Below are 18,528 nucleotides of genomic sequence, written 5' to 3' on the forward strand. Positions count from 1 at the left end.
TTCGAGATAAGGTGTGAGAAGCATGAACAATCAATTAGAAGTTCAAATGTCGTGGTGGGCGATGGATAATCTGGATATTTTTGAAGGAAACGTACTGTCCGACGAAGAGAAAATAGCCTTAATCGCTAGCAGTGGTTATGACGGCATTAATGGATTCCTTCCTTCACCCGAGAAAGCTGATTATTGGAAGCATCTATTAGACAAGTATCACCTTTCGTTCAGTGTAAACGCTTACCCAAAATCGCATGAGGATATGGCTGATTTCCTAGAAAGAGCAAAAGTCTTTGGTGGTATTGGATTTATTAATGCACAAGTCATCCAGCCTTTCATGACAGGTCAATCTGCCATTCAGCTCTTGAAGGGGATTGAGCAACTATCTAAGGATGCGGGAATTCCTGTTTTCATTGAAACACATAGGGGGACTATTACCCAAGATTTAATACGTACCGTTGAATACGTTAGGGAACTACAGTCTCTACCTTTAACAATCGACTTTTCCCATTACATCGTCGCTGGGGAACTGCACACTGTTTCTCAAGAAGCGGACGAGTTACTTATTGCATTACTTTCGAACACTTCTAGCATACATACACGAATATCGAACGGAGAGCAGATACAGATTGACCCAGGCGAGGAACAAAATCATCCTATGTTCTCCCATTTTAAGAAATGGTGGCAATTGGGAATGAAGAATTGGCTGCTTCAAGCTAATACAAATGATGTATTCCCGGTCGTAATTGAACTAGGTCCTCCCCCTTATGCAATAACAACGAATGAAGCAAGCGGGAGGAACAAAGAGATTAGTGACCGATGGCAGCAGTCTCTGTACTTGCAGCGGGTAGTAAGAGATTTATGGAGCACGATCACACCTTAATGTTGAAGAAAAAATCGAATGCGAGGGCAGGTAGAATATTAAAACTTATACTTTCTATGTGGGTTAAAAAAGAGCTGCCTAAGCAGCTCTTCCCCCTAAAATATCAGCTTAAAAATCTTCGACTCTGCCGGCTCCAAGCGAACACTTATGTCTCCTGACGACTTATGGGCGGTTTCCTCCCATAGATCATGCAGCTCATACGTCGCATTTTGGGGCAGACCCAAACGTACAAGGGATACACGTTTCTCAACGGTTTCATCTTGGTTATAGTTAAACACGGCTATGAAGCAGCTGTCATCAGCCATTTGGAAAAAAACATCATCAGAAGCAGCATCGGTATTTCCCTCAAGCGGAATAAAACTTTTTCCCGTCTTTGCAATTTTTAGCAGCTCCGGCCGGGTCAACCAATTCTCTGCCCTTGTTCTTGCTTCCTTTTTGCGGAAATCGTCCCCCATGAGGAGAACCGTTCCGGCAATAAGGGAAGCGTTTAGACGACTCCTACCTTCCTGTACCGTCGTAGGTTTTTGGTTAAAGCTCTTATAAAGAACGGTATGGTCAGGATCATTGAAAGGATAAATGGTGCCATTCATCCACCAACCGTATGTGAGTGAATTCAACATGTACTCCGTATCTTTCAGTGTACCGAAAGCATCACATGAAATGCGCCTGCTATGGGCGTATTGATGCGGAAACATTGGCGCAATGGACAAGTTGATAAAGAATGGACGTCCGATGACCTTGGGATCCAGCCTATTCTTGATCAACGCCATGCCGAGGTTATAAGCTTGAAGCCCTGTTCGCACTCCCTTTTCGAAGTGCACGCCTTCCAAAGCACCGTGTCCAAGAAAGTCGAGTTTAATGTACTCGAAGCCCCACCTGACAAAACGTTCAAGATGCCACTCCGTCCGCATCAGATTGCCCGGATGCGTAGGATCTATCGCAAGTCCGCCGTCCAAATCGGGTAATATCTCCCCCTGCTCATCACGCAGCAGTAGATCTCTGTATATATACTTGCCGTCCGTTCCCTCCACTACCCGGTCGAAATCGTTCCCCCAGAAGGCAAAAGGTGTCCAATAAATACCGGGCTTTTGGCCATTGTCACGAACGTGACGTACGGCGTCCTCGAGCTGCTCCTGTGTTAAGTTCGACCAGAAGGAATCAAAATTTATGTAGACCGTCCCCTGATGATGAAACCCGCCATCGTACAAGCTCTTTAAGAAGTCTGACGTATGGGTGTAAAGCTCGTAGTCGAGCTCTCCCCCTGCCGCCGACCAGCTATTCCATCCGAAGGGAACGCCGTGTTCCCATTGAAGTGGCGGAGCTATCACAGCATTGGCCTTTCCGTATTCCTCCAGTCCAGTTCTGTAATCCGCATACATGCCCACAAAGATACGCGGTGAAGCAATCGTTGTGCCGATCAGCGTACCGTGAGGAATGGTATCGCGCGTATACTCGCTTGCTGCACCACCGTATACCTCCAGATGGTGAATAGCCGCACCTTCGTTTCCGATAACTTTCAGACCTGTTTTCCAAGTATCATGTGTAACCGAACCAACAACTAGCGCCTTTCTCGATGCAGGTTCGAAAATAGCTGTTACCTCATAGCTTTCCAGCTGATTCGGCATGGCGGTTGATTCGTAACGCACCCACTTGTCGTTATCGAAAGGCACCAACAGCGCGCGCAGCTCCTCTGCCGCCATTTCCAAAGCTGATGATCCCTTAGCTGCATTCACCGTCAATGGCGAAATATAGTTGGTCTCCAATGTTTCCGTTTCGCCTTCCAACTCGACCTGAACGAAAAAGTAGGGCACTTTTTCATAAAGCCAAAACGTCTGCGTCATAACCGGAAGCGACTCAGCTGAATGAATTACTGAGAATCGGCAACCCGTGCCGAAATCATCATGGATCATTTGAGCGCCGCCAGCGGCCAGTTTGTGCTCCGAGTATTCGGTCGAAGCAACATATTTGCCTCCACCGACTCCTCCGATCCGCGCTGCGCTGTAAGCTCCGCTCAAGCGGCTTCCCGAAACCCATTCATATTCCGTTAATCCGCTTCCCAGATCGACGATAATTCGGTATAACCCATTCTCTCCAACCACTTGCCCGCTCAACTCTTGAAAAATCACTGTACGGGATATCATCTTATCCGCTCCTTCATGCCTTTAGACATTTAAATGAAGAAGGAAGCCGGAACAGTGCCTCGGCTTCCTGATCTGAATCCACTCTTATTTCCAAAGATCCAAGCGTTTCTTGTAGGTGTCGTTGATGATTTTCTCCACTTTCTCATCACCTGCTGCCTTCATATCGGCAAGCATTTTATCGAACAGAGCGGCTGCATCCGTCTCGCTCTTGGAGATGATGACTTTCGTAATCGTTTGGCTCATAATATCTGAAATTTTCTGGCTGACGAGCGCATCCGGGGTGCCGCCGGCAGGGCCGAGATTATCATAAGCCGACGTTTCCCACACCGTATCGGACAAGTTCTTCAGCGCCATCTGGTCGATCTCGCCACGCTGGTAACGGCCCGGCAAATCATACGGCGTACCGTCGGAGCCTTTACCGTTCTTCACGAACCAAGTCCATTTGCGAATACCTGTTTTCTTTGCGAAGTTATCCCAATCGTCTTTAAAGCCTTGAAGAACTTCCGGACGCGGCGTATGCTTGCCGTCTTTCATATCCCAGTGAACGCCCTCAATCCCCCACATGAGAAGGTATTGGCCCTCTTCGCTAGCTAGGAAGTCAATGAGTTTCATCGTTTTTTCTGGATTTTTATTCGTCTTAGTGATCGCAATCGCATCCCAACCGAGCGAGCTTTTTGGCCCTAAGGTCGTTTTTGCAGGGTCAACGCCAGGTCCCACAAGCTTATACGGATAAAGCTGCTTCTCAGGTCCGCCTGCTTTCTTAAGCACACCGTTAGGCGTACCGAAATCCCAATAAGCGCCTGGTGATGCAAATACGAGTCCGTTAGAAATCTTTTGCTCCCACGTTTGCTTCTTATTGACTGGCCATTCCGGATCAATCAAGCCCTCTCGGTACAGCTTGTTCAAGTACATCAGCATGTCCTTATATTTCGGGTCCTTCACATCGTACTTCAGTGTTCCATTATCTTCGTAGTATGTCTTCATTCCCCACATGCCTTTAAACGTTCCGAGCACAGCGCCCATATTTTCACCGTTGAAGCTCATCGGGAATACGTCTTTGCCGTCCGCTTTGCCAAGCTTTGTTTTGAAATCCTTCAGCAGCGCCTCGAATTCATCTGCCGTGAACGGCTTTCCGCCTTCAGCTTTGTCCGGAGCAATCTCTTTAAGCCAATCCTTGCGCATATTTATGCCAAATACAGGCTCATTCTCTGGGCCGTACCAGTTAGAAAGATAGTAGTTTTTCCCGTCGGTAAACCGCGTCTTTTTCAAAGTATCCCCGTACATTTTCTTCACATTGGGACCGTATTTAGCGATCAGATCATCCAGTGGAATAATCGCCCCTGCAGCAATGTACTTACTAACGATATCTCCACCGCGGTCCATTAGCACAAGATCCGGCAGATCGCTGCTAGCGAGCATCAGATTCAGCTTTTCGGAAGGATTGCCCGTTGGCTGCTGTATTTCGATCGTCACGCCCGTCCGTTTCGTAATTTCCTTGGCAACCTCGTTCGTGAAGGCATCGCCTGTATTTTTATCAAAGAAAGTCATTTTAATCGGTGTCAGATCGTTTGCTTTGTTATCGGTAGTGGCTGCTGGCTTATCGCTTGGCGTAGCCGTATTTTCTTTTGTAGAGCAACCGGCGATGACGGAACCCATAAGAACCGTTGAAAGCAGCACGTTAAACGTTTTCCTGGTCTTGAACATGGAATAAAATCCCCCTTGACTAAATGGATTAGAAACAATTGATTACATTACTTACTAGGATATCACCCTATCCTCTACGGACTGCGCTCCCAACCACCGCCTTTCATGAATGAGAAAGCTGATCTAAGCTTTAACTGCTCCAACCGTCATGCCTTTGACAAAATACTTTTGCAAGAACGGATACACAATGACAATGGGCAGCGTTGCGACAATTGTCGCCGCCATACGGATCGAATCCGACGATACCGCAAGGCGTTTAGCTGAATCCGCCATTTGCTGCGCATCCGACACCATCGAAGATGTCTGATACTGATTCAATATTTTAACGAGAACAGCCTGCAGTGTCTTCAGTTCAGGCTTATAGGTGAATACATAGGAATCGAACCAAGAATTCCAATGGCCTATCGCCGTAAATAATCCTATCGTAGCAAGCACCGGAGTCGTCAGTGGCAATACGATCTTGACGAAAATTTGCAAATCGTTCGCGCCGTCCATCTTCGCTGACTCATCTAATTCCCCAGGAAGCTGCTGAATAAATGTGCGTACCAATATCATATAGAACACATTCATAAGACCTGGCGCAATGTACACCCAGAAGGTATCAATAAGGTGCAGACTCTTTAAGATCATATAGTAGGGGATTAAGCCCCCGCCGAAGTACATCGTGAATATGAAGAACAGTGTGATGAATTTCCCGCCGACCAAATCGCGCTTGCTAAGCGGGTAAGAAAGCAGACAGATGACCAATACAGCTAGCGGCGTGCCAATCAGAGTACGTGCCAGAGTCACTTTGACCCCATTAATAATTTCCTGATCACCTAAAATCTGCACATAACTTGTTAAGGAAAACACCCTCGGCCAGAAATAAACGCCGCCCCGGATCGTATCCTCGGCACTGTTTAGAGACAGCACAAGAATGTTCCAGAAGGGGTAGAACGTTGCGATAAACACCAGAAAGAGAAACACATAAACGAACCAGGCGAAGACGATATCACCACTCGATCTCGTTCTCATTCAGACCCACCCTTTCCTACCTTTTTCTATTTAAAATAAAGATTGTTGATTCATTCGCTTAGACAGCGTATTCACGCTAACGACTAGAATAAAGGCAATGACCGATTTGAACAACCCAACCGCAGCACCATAAGAGAACATGCCGTTCTGCAATCCGTATCGGTACGTATAGGTATCGATAACGTCCGAATATTTCAAGATGGTGTTGTTTTGCAGCAAATATTGCTGATCGAACCCCGCGTTCAAAATACCTCCGATGGACAAAATGGCCAGAATGACAATCGTAGGGCGTAAAGACGGTAGTGTGACGTGAAACATTTGGCGCATGCGGTTGGCACCATCAACTCTTGCTGCTTCATAGAGTTCGGGATTAATTGCCGATATGGCAGCCAAATACATAATTGCGTTAAATCCCATATCTTTCCACATATTGGATACCGCAATGATCCCCCAGAAATAATGACCGTTTTGGAAAAATTGCACCGGCTGCTCCGTGATGTGCATGAGCATCAACAGCTTATTGATCAGCCCCTGTGAAGATAGCAGCGTTATGATAATGTTTGCCGCTATCACCCAAGATATAAAGTGAGGCAGGTACGATACCGTTTGTACCACTTTTTTGAATAAACCGGACTTCACTTCATTGATCATTAAGGCCAACAGAATCGGAGCCGGAAATCCCACCAATAACGATAAGAAGCTTTGCGCAATCGTATTTCGCATGATGATATAAAAATCACCGCTTGTAAAGAAGTACCGAAACCACTCGAAACCAACAAACTTGCTCGTAAAAAACTGGTGGAAAAAGGACCCTCCCCCGGGCGAGTAATTGATGAACGCCATATACAAGCCGAACATCGGACCATATGAAAATAAGATGGTAGAGATGAAGGCGGGCAGGATCATTAAGTATAAATATTTTTGTCCTTTCATCCTTCTGAGTCGCGCTTCCATATGTATAACCCGCCTTTTCCAGGCTGCGGCGGCTTGTGCCGCTCCGTCACAACCATAATCATTTTGTATATTCTCATTATAGGAATGAGCAGAACACAATTCTATACAAGCATTTTCAGAAACATATTCCAAATGAACGATCCTTTTGCGAAGTCATTGTTTATTTGAGCTATACGTTTTACAATAAAATCGGTAATATCAAGCGTTTAGAAAGGTGGTAGCGCTTCCAATGTACAGCATACTGCTTGTAGACGATGAAAAAATGGAGCTCGCGATGCTAGCCGACTACGTTCGTTGGGGAGACATGGGCATTCGTGTCGCTGGAACGGCGAAGAATGGCAGAGAAGCGCTTCAGCGCATGGAAGAGCTTCGTCCTGATATCATATTAACAGACGTTCGTATGCCGATTATGGACGGATTGGAATTCAGCAGACGGGCCAAACAGATCAATCGCAATGTCCAGATCGCCTTCCTAAGTGGCCACGATGAGTTTCAATATATTAAAGCGGCACTATCCGTGGAAGCGATCGGCTATTTATTAAAGCCCCTCGACATGGGTGAGCTCCAGCATTTAATGGAGAAAGTCAAACAAAAGTGCGAGGAACTCCGGATTTCCTCTCAAACCTCGGAAGTACTCAAGGAATCCTATCTGAGAGAGCTGATCCTGGAAAGTAGTCCCCTAATTAGATCGCAATGGATTGAGAAACTGTTATTACTGCCATCCATGATGCCCTCGAGCGGTTTGTTTCAAATTTTATATATAACGGTTGACCCTAGCAGCCATTATGGCGTGGAGCTCGTAACACTTATCCGTAATTTCGCGCAGCTGGAGATACCCCGTTCCTTTCTCTGTCAGATCAAGGAAGGAACTTTCGTACTTCTCTGTCACAAACTTGATACTCCGTCAACAGAGCTTAGCCATGCTGCGGAGCAACTGATTCGGTGTGTCAACGACAGAAACGACGCCATCCTTTCAATTGGTGTATCCGACGTTGGCATGGGCCTCGAAAGCCTATACGATTTATGTGCAGGTGCCAAACGAGCGAATGAAAGCAAATTTTATTTCGGCTTGGGGTCGTGTACGAAGGCAGATCAAGCCGTCGAACCGGTGTACAAAGAGGTGAACCCTGAACCGGCAATTGCCTCACTTTGTCATGCCATTTCCCACCTTCAGGAATCTGCAGCTTTCACCGTGATTCAAGATTTCTTTGACACTATGCGCACCTCGAAGGTCGATCGAGATCTGGTATGCTCAAGCTCGTTGCGCCTTATTACGGCCATTGAGCAGCATTTTGCCCATTTAATCGGAGGTGATTCCGTCCATTCGATGTATGTTGACGATTGGAAGCGTATCGCCAATTATTCAACCATAAATGAAATCGAAGATCACATCCTGGATGTCTGCCGTTCCATCCTCTCCCTTATGAAGGAAAAGGACAAGGACAAAAACCTTCATATTATTCATCAAATCGCTAGTCTCATCGACCGCAGCTTCAGCAGACAGTTGACCATCGAGGATATTGCTAAACAGGTGTATCTGTCACCCAATTACGTGCGAACCCTATTTAAGGACAAAACCGGAGAAACGATATTGGAATATTTGACTCGTGTACGGATTCATCATGCTGCTGAACTGCTGAAAGACAAATCGAAAAAAATTCATGAGATCGCGGCATCCGTTGGCTATGAAAACGTCTCTTATTTTTGCTCTGTGTTTCAGAAATTCAAAGGAACGACACCCAACGAATACCGGAAAAAACTTTTATGATACAAGGACGATTACCCATGCCACTCCGGTTTGTAGTTAAAACGTTTCTTAATCTCAGTTTGCGCAGCAAGCTATTTGCCGTTTTTTGCATCGTTTCGATCTTACCGTTGTTGTTTTTCGTCAAATATTCCTATGACACGACTACACGGGAGCTAACAGCGCAAATCTATACCAATATGATTGCAACAACAGAACAAATTAACGCCAACTTGGAAACGAAGCTAGATTCCTATTCGAAAATATCTGCATCCATTTATTTGGATAATACGCTGCGCTTGCTGCTGACCAAAGATTACACCGAAAACAGTACAGAATACCTGGATTCGTACATTTATTTCAATAATGTGATTAATAATGTACTGGCCACGAATCCCGACATTCGGGCAGTATCCATCTACACGAGCAATACGACATTTCCTGCGGACAGCGTATATATTAAGCGAATTGATGATGCGGCAAAATCAACCAATTGGTACGAGTCGATCGCCCATTCTTACGGTAATGTGACTTATAGTGTATCCGCAACTACGGCTGTCACTGAACCCGTATTCAAGCTGGCGCGTTTGCTCAATAACAACAGCCTTAACTTTCCTTACGGTATTCTTACGTTCGATATCGCCGAAGCCGATATTTATCGGCTCATGGAAAAGGAAGATAAGCAAAAAGATATTTATATCGTTAACGAGAATGGCAATATCTTATCGAATCGCAACAAAGCGCTCCTGAACCAAAATATCGGCACCTTAATCCCCGGTACTTTCGGTGAGAAAAATTCCGGAAGCTTCGACAGCATGTACAATGGCGAGAAATCGCTGGTCGTTTACAACACAATCAAGAATGGCTGGAAAACGATCTCTGTCATTCCGTACAAGAGCTTCATTACGAACGCTCAAATCGCCTCCAAGCGAATTCTGATCATGGCTTTGAGCAGCATAGCGATCTCCGTTGTTTTGATTTATATTACCGCACGGTTCTTTACCAAACGGATCGAATCCCTGCTTCAAGTCATCCGGCGGATTGAACGGGAAGATTTTAATGTCAACATGACGTTTATGGGGCATGACGAAATTGGCCAGTTATCCTTTGCCTTTAAAAAAATGACTGGTCGCCTGAAAGAATTAATCAACGAGGTCTATAAGAAGGAAATTTCGAAGAAAGAAGCGGAAATGAATATGCTGCAAGCCCAAATCAACCCGCATTTTTTATATAATACGTTAGCGTCCATCTCCGCATTAGCCGTTAAGCACAGAGATAACACCATTAGCGAGATGGTCTCACATCTTGCCAAGTTTTACAGGATTTCCTTGAATAAAGGAAAAATGATATTACCCATCAGTGAAGAAATCAAACTCACTAAGTATTACATCGCCATCCAGCAGATTAGGTTCGAAGGACTGCTTCGAATCCATTATGCGATTGATGATTCCGTGCTTGTTTATCAGACGGTTAAGCTGGCCTTACAGCCATTTGTCGAAAACGCCATCAATCACGCCGTTTGGGACGATGAAGTAGGAATTAATATCATCATCAAGGTGTACAAGGATGAATGCGATGTTTATCTGGAAGTGATCGACGATGGAATGGGCATGCGCACTAAAACACTGGAAACTGCTCTGAATAAAACCGACAACGTCTCGGGGTATGGGATCACCAATGTGGACCAACGGATCAAATTAGCTTTTGGCGACGAATACGGTGTTACGCTTTATAGTAAGTTCGGCATTGGGACGAAGGCGCAAATTCGCATTCCGCTGCACGGTATTAGTTCATAAACATGATTTGAAAAAAGGGGCTGTCTTAGGACAGCCCCTTAGCTTTGCAGCTATTTACTGGCATTTTCGATCAAATAATCGATATCGGCGATGAGGATCACTGAGAATTCTTTGGTGATCTTTTTGCCGGTTAAAGCTTCCACAAAGTTGCGCAGCGCCTTTAATTGGCGGACAGTCACTTCTTTATTGTTGCTACGAATAATTGCTTCCACTTTGGCAAGCAGCTCCTTGCCTTTGTCCGAAATCGTGATCGAACCGTTCGCAACACCGATGTTGATGAGATCCATGAAATGATTGGCATCAATCTGTACCTGAAGCGTATACGTATTCGCCGTTACATTTCCGGCCAGATCCGTCCCAGTGATCTCGATCAGATGGTTTCCAACGGCTAAAGATGCAGGGGCAGCTGTGATTGGATTGCTCACCATTTTCTTATCCAGTTGAACGGTACTATTGCTTACGCCACTTAACGTATCGGTGATCTGAACAGACAGATTCAATGGATCTGTTTGCCATATGGTTAACGGATCGGTTATTCGGACAACGGGTGCTGTACGATCAATGCCTACAGTTGCTTGTTTAGCGGCCTCCACATTACCGTATCGATCCTTCGAACGATAATGTACGCTGTATACACCTTCCTCTGATAGCGTTACAGGTCCGTTAACCGTTGCCCAATTTCCGCCATTTAGCTGATATTCAGTCAACAGTAATCCGGTACCTCCCGGCTGATCAGCTGCGTTAAATGTCATCGTGATGTCATTGTTCGTAAAAGCTCCTGAACCGCTGATCCCATCGAAGACGACGCTCGTCGTTGGAGGCATTGAATCAAGCTGCAGCTTAAACAGTTTAGACTCGGCCGGCTTCAGGGTTACGTTCAGCTTACCGCTCACCATATCCTCGGTTCCTGTCCATAAATCCGTTCGTAGATAGTTACTGATGCCATTCAATCCCGCACGAGCCAGATCAACGGACTTCGTCGAAGACGAAGCACCATTGTAATTGAAGACTGCCAGATAATAAGTGCCATTGTCATTCAGCATGAACGTATCGGCTGCATTTGCACCAGTATTCCCTTCCACCGCTTGGAAAGCTTTACCTAGTAAAGCAACTCGGTTGATTGCCTTGTTCGTCAATAATTCGTTCATGTAGGCTTGAGCGCTCTCATTATGAACGTCATCCGAATTCAAGAAAACTGTGCCGGAAATAACGGCAGAATTCACTCTGCTGCGCGCTTCGTCCAAGGAACTTGCCCTCGACAACGCCATATGATCTGGGTCGGTATAAGGGTAAATCGTACCATTCTGCCACCAACCATAGGTGAGCGCGTTCAGCTCATATTCGGTTTCACTAATTTTTCCAAAGACATCGGTAGAGATTCGACGGCTGTGCGCATATTGACTGGGGAATAACGGCGCAATCGATTCGCTAATGAACATGCTGCCATCAATGACACTGTTCACGTCCGCCATCCCTTGGTTATAAGCTTGAATACCGGTGGTCACAGTTGGGTCGGCATGCTTCCCTTCCAAAGAGCCGTGCGTTAAGAAATCCAATTTGATATACGTGAAACCTAATGTCTTAAATTTGCCCAAATAATAGTCCATTCGTGCCTTCGTGCCCGGATGAGTCGGATCAAGCGCATAGGCGCCATCCAAAGTAGGTAAGATTTTCCCAGCGCTATCCTTCAATACAATATCTCCGTACGTATATTGATTGTTCGTACCCTCGACAATCTGACTCATATTATTGCCCCAGTAAACGAAAGGACCCCAATAAATACCGGCCTGCTGGCCATTTTGACGGATTGTTGCTACCGCATTTTGCAGCTGGGTATCCGTTAAATTGTCCCAATAGGAGTCCAAGTTCATGTAGAGTGCGCCTTTGTTGTTAAAATTATTGTTTTGAAGGTGCGTCTTGAAGTAATTCGACGTATCTATGACATCTTGGTACGTGAGATTGCTGCCGTAGGCACCCCAGCTGTTCCAGCCCACCGGAACTTCATTGGGAACAGTGCCATGGAAGCTTAAAGGCGGAGTGAACACGGCGTTTGCACGTCCGTATTCCTCAAGACCGGCGCGGTAATCCGCAAAATAGCCGACAAACACGGTTGGTGATGTTAATTCAATACCAGAAATACTTCCGTGAGGCACAGCGTCGTGCGTGATGTTGGAGGATGCTCCGCCATACACCGTGAGGTTAATCAATTTATTATTAAACCCGTTCCATGTAATCCCCGTCTTCCACGTATCGTGAGTGACGGAGCCGATCACGAGTCCATTTCGATTCGCGTTATCGTAAATAGCCGTTACTTCATAGCCCGTGTTCGCAGTGTTGATCGATTGGGCCTTATACCGAATCCAATTATCATTATCAAATGGGACAAATAACGCTCTGTTATCCGCATAGCTTCCAAGATCAACACCGCTACTATTCTTCACAACAATAGGAGCCATATTATTTGTGGTCATAGGTGAAGCGTTAACCGCTTTTAATTGCGTTAGGAAGAAGCTCTTTCCTTCATACACGGTATAAATTTGATGAAGCGCAGGTTTACCAGGCGATTCATTGGTGACGGTAAAGCGAAGCCCCGTACCGAAACCGTCATGAACCGGGACGATCGCAGCATCCGACAAGGTATGACGGGTATAACTCTTGCTGGTGATGAGTTCGCCCAATTGTAAGCTGCCGTATACGCCTTTTACGATTTTGGCGTCCTTCCAGGAATAATCCGCCAGACCGCTGTCTGTATGATACGAAATGGTCATCTCACCGTTCGAAAAAGTCGCACCATACGTATAATGCGTTACGGTGATGGAACCGTACTGTTTCGACTCGCCGGGATCACCAAGACTACCACCGACATTGTCATCTTCACCAGGATTCGGTTCAATCTTCGGACCGACCACGATTTTATCCAAATCCGGGGAGTAGCCGTTGCCGTCAGCAAACTGGATGGTATTGCTGCCAGCCACTAAAGCTAAAGGAATAACGAACGTATTCACCGTGTTCCAGTCAGGTGTTTTTGGAAAATCATAAGTTTCAGCAGTTCCCCCGTTTACACTGACTTGTACAGAACGAGGATCGCCGGATATATAAGAAACGGTTACTTGATAATTCCCGGTTGATCCCACCTCGACACCATTAAATCGCAAGGAGCTGCCTTGATATAAATTGCCGACTTTTTTGCCTTCGGAACAGCTGCTGCAATTCGAAATGCTTGCTTTGCCAGCAAGTGTGTTAGCAGAAGCTTCCGCTTCATAGGTAACGATTTTGGGCGACACTCCGATCTTATCGATATCAGGGGAGTAACCATTACCGTCAGACAAGATAATCGTATTGCTGCCTGCAGTTAACGTAACATCGACGTCAAAGGTGCCGACCGTATTCCAATCCGTCGTTTTCGGCAAATCAAACAGCTCGGACGCCCCTCCGTTCGCACTGACTTGAACAGACCTGGGATCGCCGGAAATATAGGACAGTTTCACCGTGTAGATACCGGGAGCATTCACTTGGATTTGATTGAATTGTAACGAACTACCTTGATACAAATTGCCGACTTTCTTGCCTCCTGAACACGTGCCGCAATTGGACACGGAAGCTTTGCCAGTAAGTATATTTACAGCAGACTCCGCCTCATAATATTGTGCGTATATCGGCTGCGGTTCGCTTCCACCTCCACCACCGGGAGTTGAAGTGGGCGCTACAACGATCTTGTCAATGTCCGGCGAATACCAACTTCCATCGTCGAACACGATTGTATTCGTACCGGCATTTAATTGAAGAGTGACATCAAAAGTGCCAACCGTGCTCCAGTCAACCGTTTTGGGAAAATCGAAGTTTTCCGCAGTCCCTCCATTTACACGGATGTTCACCGAACGAGGATCGCCGGATATGTAAGAAACCGACACCTTGTAGCTTCCAGCTTCATTCACGGTAATTCCGTTGAATTGCAGCGAGCTTCCTTGATAGAGGCCGCCTACCTTCTTTCCTCCCGAGCATACGGTGCACTCGGCCACTGATGCGTTACCGCTTAACACATTAACCGAGGCTTCCGCTTCGTAGGTTTGACTTTCCGCATACGTTGTTTGAACGCCAAGTCCCACATTGGTTGGGAGCGTCATAAACAAAAGCATGAATAAAGCTACCCATTTCGCAATCCTTTCTCGCATAAAATCTCTCCTTGTACAATGTAATTACATTCATGTCCATTATAGGAATGAAATCAAAGAGATCTCTACACGATTATTTTCAGAAATATAACGATAATTAACGGTCTTTGTAATTTGCTAGCAAAAAACCCACAGCAACGGGCTGAGGGTTTAGATTTTGAGTCAATTAGGGAATTGTTCAAGCAGTTCTTGCTTGAGAAATTGGTAAAGCTTTGAGCTTGCCAGTTTCAACGGATATTCCGATGGCTTGGAGAGAATGCCGAAAGTCATGTCTATAAGGCTGCCGCTCATAGGCCGAATCGTCGTACCAGTAGGAACAGGTTTCAAAATAATCTCTGGCACAAGGGCAATACCAAGTCCGCATTCGACATAGTATTTCAAAGCTGTCATACTGCCAATCTCCATAGTATCTATCGGAATGTTCCCCGTTTCCTGCAAAACCATTTCAAGTTTTCTGCGGTACGGACAAGTTGCTGACGTGATGAGCAGACGATGGCCCGGAATATCCTCCGGCGCAATAACTGCTTTTTGGGCAAGCAGATGATTCTCCGGCATTAAGACCACAAATTCCTCCTTAAATAAGGGTTCAAAATAGAGATCGGAACCCAGATCCGGTGCCGAACAAAGAGCCAAATCAATATCCCCCTTGAGAAGGCGCTCGCTCAATGCTGGTGTGTTAGCAAATTCCACCGAGATACGAATTTTCGGAAATTGTGATAAAAACCCCTCTAAGATACCAGGTAATCGATAACTGGCAGTTGGCTCCGTCACCCCTAAACGGATATTCCCACTTTCGCCAATTTTCAAATCCGACAAATTCGTTTGTAACTGATCTATATTCTTTATGATTTGCAAACTCTGTTCGTAGAACAGTCTTCCGGCTTCAGTTAACCGGATTTTTTTTCCTCGTTCGATAAGCTGAACGCCTAAGTCGGATTCAAGCTTTTGAATTTGCATCGTAACGGTGGATTGCACATAATTCATTTCATCAGCGGCACGGTTAAAACTACCGTACTTTACAATCATTTGAAACGTTTTTAATGTTTTAAGATCCATCGTAGTACCCCTAGTTTACAGTTCATTTTTTTTGAACATACTGATCAATTACTTCAATTATACAAATTTGAAATGACAATATACAATCATTTATATCACAGTGCAATAAAAGGAGATGACTAATATGGATTTAAAGGAAAAAGTGGCTCTTGTTACTGGAGGAGGTACTGGGATCGGAAGGGCTGCTTGCCTGGCACTTGCCGAGCGGGGGGCAACCGTCGTGGTGAACTATTCGCGCTCTAAAGCCGATGCGGAAGAAACAGCACAAATAATCAATTCAACTGGTGGACGAGCAATTGCCGTGCAAGCCAATGTTTCTCAAGACAAGGAAGTTAGGGAAATGGTTGATACTTTGGTAAAACAATTCGGCACAATTGATTTGCTTGTGAATAATGCCAGCATTACACGGCATATCCCCTTTGAGGATCTAGAAGCGGTAACGGATGAAGTATGGGACGAACTTTATGATATTAATGTCAAAGGAATGTATTACTGCGCGCGAGCTGTTGCCCCTTTCATGAAAATGAATAAACAAGGAGCGATTGTCAATCTCGGCAGTATAGCGGGACAAACAGGATTAGGCTCCTCTCTTCCATACGCGGTATCCAAAGCAGCAGTTCACGGTCTTACGAAATCGTTAGCCCGCGCCTTAGCTCCGGATATTAGAGTCAACTGTGTTGCGCCGGGAGCCGTCGCGACAAGATGGTGGGCTGGAAGAGAAGAACAAATGAAGAGGTTAGCTCCTAACCTTCTGCTGCAGTCTATCTCAACACCTGAAGATATCGCTAAATTTATTTGTGCAGCCTTGGAACAAGAAGCAATGACAGGTCAAATCATTACTGTGGATAGTGGACAAACGTTATAATTAATTAAAAACAAGGAGCAGCTGCAACGGCAGTCTGCTCCTCGTTCGAAAAACTACTATTAACCAGTCGACAACTTATCCGGTTTTTACTTCCTCCATTTTGCCGCTGTATGTTCTATCCTTTCCTTGGCATCCTTATAAAATGGATTGGAAGGAATGCCGAATAACATCTCCCCTGCTGATTATTCCGACAAGAACGCCTTGGTTAAGAACCGGCAGCTTTTTTATTCGCTTTTTACCCAATATGGCAGCAATTTGCTCAATATCCTCATCGGAGTTTACGGCAATCACCTTCTTTTGGGCAATTTTCATGACATTCAAAGGAAGCAAGCTGCGAACTCTTTCATGGAACTCTTCTTTATCTCCCTTGATGACTGCTGTGTAGAAATAAGTACCGAAGACCTGGTCCTCATGCTTTCCGATATATCGCATGATATCTCCATCACTAAGGTAAGCGACCACTTCATTCCGATCGTTAACAACGGGAAGTCCGCTGATTCTGTGTTTAATAAATTTCTCAATCACGTCGCGTACAGTATCGCCTTCTTTTACTTTGTAGACTTGACGAACCATGATTTCATTTGCCTTAATGACGATTCCCCTCCAGTTTTGTATGACGAACTATCTACTTGCATTATACAACTATATGATCTGATTGGTCTTTGGGAGATCAGCAAATTGGACCCATGCTAATTTGCTTTACATACTTTTGTGTGTTAAGATGATCTTATAAACAGCTCTAACATAAATTCACATATTGAAAAGGTGATCATTTGTGTAATGGTACCTTTTTCAATGTGTGATTTTTTTGTTTAAAAAAACATGTTAAATAACTATTTGGAGGTCATTTATTATGGAAACAGGAACAGTAAAATGGTTTAACGCAGAGAAAGGCTTTGGCTTTATCGAAATGGAAGGCGGAAATGACGTATTCGTACATTTCTCCGCGATTCAAGGCGATGGTTTCAAATCACTAGACGAAGGGCAACGTGTAGAATTTAATGTAGCTCAAGGCAACCGCGGACCTCAAGCCGAGAATGTTGTAAAACTGTAATATACAAACAAAGTAAACTGTCCTTAACAAGTGTTAAGGGCAGTTTTTTAATCTAAGGAGGAGTTAACTTTGTATTTCCGAAGAAAATCGTTAGAGGATCTCCCTCAGGAAAACACTAAAATTTGGGCTTGTAAGAAAGTAGATTGTAAGGGCTGGATTCGGGACAATTTTGCGTTTGAGTACGTTCCAACTTGCCACCTGTGCCTCTCTCACATGATTAGTAGCGTGAAGATGCTTCCTCTGCTTGCCAACTCCAATATAGATATGAAGTCCCTTAATAAAGGCAGACAGATCTCGTAGACTGATGCCCATTGAAACATATCTTGTGATTATTCAAAAAAAGCTGGTCCCTTTTTGCGTACAGGAACCAGCTTTTTTTGTTGTTTTATGAGAACAATTTTCTTGTGGATTATTCCACGTTATGATACACCTGCTGCACATCCTCTAAATCTTCCAAAGCATCAATCAATTTATCGAATTGGGCTTGGCCTTCTTCCGATAAGGTGACGTTGTTTTGAGCTAACATCGTCAGTTCAGCAATGGCAAACTCCGTGATTCCAGCCTTCTTGAATGATTCTTGAACAGCATGGAACTGCTCCGGATCAGCGTAAACCATAACGATGTCGTCTTCTTCAGTAATGTCACGAACGTCTACATCTGCTTCCAGCAAAATTTCCATGATATCATCGATACTCTTGTCTTCAATACCAATGACAGCAGTGGCATCGAACATGTAAGCGACTGAGCCGTTTACACCCATATTTCCGCCATTTTTACTAAAAGCTGCACGTACGCTAGAAGCAGTACGGTTCACGTTATTCGTCAGTGCGTCCACAATGACCATCGCACCATTAGGTCCGAAGCCCTCATAACGAAGCTCCTCATAAATTTCATCTGAGCTGCCTTTTGCTTTATCAATGGCGCGATCAATAATTGCTTTCGGCACATTGTAGGTTTTTGCCCGCTCGAGTACAACTTTCAAAGCACGATTCGCTTCAGGGTCCGGTTCACCCTTCCGAGCGGCTACATAAATTTCAAGGCCGAACTTAGCATAAATTCGACTTGTATTTGCATCTTTAGAGGCTTTCTTCTCTTTAATGTTATTCCACTTTCGGCCCACGATTAATCCCACTTTCTATTTTTATTTCATTAAT

14 protein-coding genes are annotated in these 18,528 nt (G+C 45.0%); 6 read left to right on the plus strand and 8 right to left on the minus strand.

Annotation, left to right across the window (positions count from 1 at the left end; translation table 11 throughout):
* Positions 1-22 precede the first annotated feature (22 nt).
* The gene (locus NYR53_RS22975; RefSeq protein WP_261301473.1) at positions 23-874 is read left to right on the plus strand and encodes a sugar phosphate isomerase/epimerase family protein; all 852 of its coding nucleotides are present in this window, start codon (positions 23-25) and stop codon (positions 872-874) included.
* Positions 875-969: 95 nt separating this feature from the next.
* Here the strand turns inward: NYR53_RS22975 and NYR53_RS22980 are convergent, their stop codons facing one another.
* From NYR53_RS22980 to NYR53_RS22995, 4 genes are all read right to left on the minus strand, one after another.
* Complete coding sequence (locus tag NYR53_RS22980; protein ID WP_261301474.1) at positions 970-3,015, minus strand: alpha-galactosidase; 2,046 nt, start codon at positions 3,013-3,015, stop codon at positions 970-972.
* A gap of 84 nt (positions 3,016-3,099) precedes the next feature.
* Positions 3,100-4,719 carry an extracellular solute-binding protein gene (locus NYR53_RS22985; protein WP_261301475.1) on the minus strand — a complete coding sequence of 540 codons (1,620 nt, stop codon included), beginning with the start codon at positions 4,717-4,719 and terminating at the stop codon, positions 3,100-3,102.
* Between the two features lie 123 nt (positions 4,720-4,842).
* Complete coding sequence (locus NYR53_RS22990) at positions 4,843-5,733, minus strand: carbohydrate ABC transporter permease (protein WP_261301476.1); 891 nt, start codon at positions 5,731-5,733, stop codon at positions 4,843-4,845.
* A gap of 30 nt (positions 5,734-5,763) precedes the next feature.
* A complete protein-coding gene (locus NYR53_RS22995) occupies positions 5,764-6,666 on the minus strand; it encodes an ABC transporter permease (RefSeq protein ID WP_367618568.1) in 903 nt (300 codons plus the stop codon).
* Between the two features lie 250 nt (positions 6,667-6,916).
* On the opposite strand from NYR53_RS22995, the gene NYR53_RS23000 reads away from it, so the two are divergent.
* Positions 6,917-8,455 (plus strand): response regulator transcription factor, encoded by a 1,539-nt coding sequence (locus NYR53_RS23000; RefSeq protein ID WP_261301478.1) that lies wholly within the window; start codon positions 6,917-6,919, stop codon positions 8,453-8,455.
* A 17-nt stretch (positions 8,456-8,472) separates the two neighbouring features.
* Positions 8,473-10,227 carry a sensor histidine kinase gene (locus tag NYR53_RS23005; RefSeq protein WP_261301479.1) on the plus strand — a complete coding sequence of 585 codons (1,755 nt, stop codon included), beginning with the start codon at positions 8,473-8,475 and terminating at the stop codon, positions 10,225-10,227.
* A 50-nt stretch (positions 10,228-10,277) separates the two neighbouring features.
* Here the strand turns inward: NYR53_RS23005 and NYR53_RS23010 are convergent, their stop codons facing one another.
* Both NYR53_RS23010 and NYR53_RS23015 read right to left on the minus strand, forming a co-directional pair.
* A complete protein-coding gene (locus NYR53_RS23010) occupies positions 10,278-14,399 on the minus strand; it encodes an OmpL47-type beta-barrel domain-containing protein (protein ID WP_261301480.1) in 4,122 nt (1,373 codons plus the stop codon).
* A gap of 162 nt (positions 14,400-14,561) precedes the next feature.
* Positions 14,562-15,455 (minus strand): LysR family transcriptional regulator, encoded by an 894-nt coding sequence (locus NYR53_RS23015; protein ID WP_261301481.1) that lies wholly within the window; start codon positions 15,453-15,455, stop codon positions 14,562-14,564.
* A 124-nt stretch (positions 15,456-15,579) separates the two neighbouring features.
* On the opposite strand from NYR53_RS23015, the gene NYR53_RS23020 reads away from it, so the two are divergent.
* On the plus strand, positions 15,580-16,320 hold the full coding sequence (locus NYR53_RS23020) for an SDR family NAD(P)-dependent oxidoreductase (protein WP_261301482.1): 741 nt from the start codon (positions 15,580-15,582) through the stop codon (positions 16,318-16,320).
* A 135-nt stretch (positions 16,321-16,455) separates the two neighbouring features.
* Here NYR53_RS23020 and NYR53_RS23025 read toward each other — a convergent pair whose 3' ends face one another.
* Entirely contained in the window at positions 16,456-16,911 is a 456-nt protein-coding gene (locus NYR53_RS23025) for a CBS domain-containing protein (protein WP_437180193.1), read from the minus strand.
* Positions 16,912-17,173: 262 nt separating this feature from the next.
* Here NYR53_RS23025 and NYR53_RS23030 point away from each other — a divergent pair, with 262 nt between their 5' ends.
* Positions 17,174-17,374 (plus strand): cold-shock protein, encoded by a 201-nt coding sequence (locus NYR53_RS23030; protein ID WP_056625586.1) that lies wholly within the window; start codon positions 17,174-17,176, stop codon positions 17,372-17,374.
* Positions 17,375-17,443: 69 nt separating this feature from the next.
* Complete coding sequence (locus tag NYR53_RS23035) at positions 17,444-17,674, plus strand: cold-shock protein (protein ID WP_261301484.1); 231 nt, start codon at positions 17,444-17,446, stop codon at positions 17,672-17,674.
* Positions 17,675-17,783: 109 nt separating this feature from the next.
* Here NYR53_RS23035 and NYR53_RS23040 read toward each other — a convergent pair whose 3' ends face one another.
* Positions 17,784-18,494, minus strand: a complete 711-nt coding sequence (locus tag NYR53_RS23040; protein ID WP_261301485.1) for a YebC/PmpR family DNA-binding transcriptional regulator — start codon at positions 18,492-18,494, stop codon at positions 17,784-17,786.
* Positions 18,495-18,528: the final 34 nt, after the last annotated feature.

It is taken from the genome of Paenibacillus andongensis (assembly GCF_025369935.1).
GTDB classification, from domain to species: domain Bacteria; phylum Bacillota; class Bacilli; order Paenibacillales; family NBRC-103111; genus Paenibacillus_E; species Paenibacillus_E andongensis.

What these genes read in the sequence shown, in the direction of transcription:
- NYR53_RS22975 (WP_261301473.1), top strand. Translation starts at nt 23, where the DNA reads ATGAACAATCAATTAGAAGTTCAAATGTCGTGGTGGGCGATGGATAAT.
- NYR53_RS22980 (WP_261301474.1), bottom strand. Translation starts at nt 3,015, where the DNA reads ATGATATCCCGTACAGTGATTTTTCAAGAGTTGAGCGGGCAAGTGGTT.
- NYR53_RS22985 (WP_261301475.1), bottom strand. Translation starts at nt 4,719, where the DNA reads ATGTTCAAGACCAGGAAAACGTTTAACGTGCTGCTTTCAACGGTTCTT.
- NYR53_RS22990 (WP_261301476.1), bottom strand. Translation starts at nt 5,733, where the DNA reads ATGAGAACGAGATCGAGTGGTGATATCGTCTTCGCCTGGTTCGTTTAT.
- NYR53_RS22995 (WP_367618568.1), bottom strand. Translation starts at nt 6,666, where the DNA reads ATGAAAGGACAAAAATATTTATACTTAATGATCCTGCCCGCCTTCATC.
- NYR53_RS23000 (WP_261301478.1), top strand. Translation starts at nt 6,917, where the DNA reads ATGTACAGCATACTGCTTGTAGACGATGAAAAAATGGAGCTCGCGATG.
- NYR53_RS23005 (WP_261301479.1), top strand. Translation starts at nt 8,473, where the DNA reads ATGCCACTCCGGTTTGTAGTTAAAACGTTTCTTAATCTCAGTTTGCGC.
- NYR53_RS23010 (WP_261301480.1), bottom strand. Translation starts at nt 14,399, where the DNA reads ATGCGAGAAAGGATTGCGAAATGGGTAGCTTTATTCATGCTTTTGTTT.
- NYR53_RS23015 (WP_261301481.1), bottom strand. Translation starts at nt 15,455, where the DNA reads ATGGATCTTAAAACATTAAAAACGTTTCAAATGATTGTAAAGTACGGT.
- NYR53_RS23020 (WP_261301482.1), top strand. Translation starts at nt 15,580, where the DNA reads ATGGATTTAAAGGAAAAAGTGGCTCTTGTTACTGGAGGAGGTACTGGG.
- NYR53_RS23030 (WP_056625586.1), top strand. Translation starts at nt 17,174, where the DNA reads ATGGAAACAGGAACAGTAAAATGGTTTAACGCAGAGAAAGGCTTTGGC.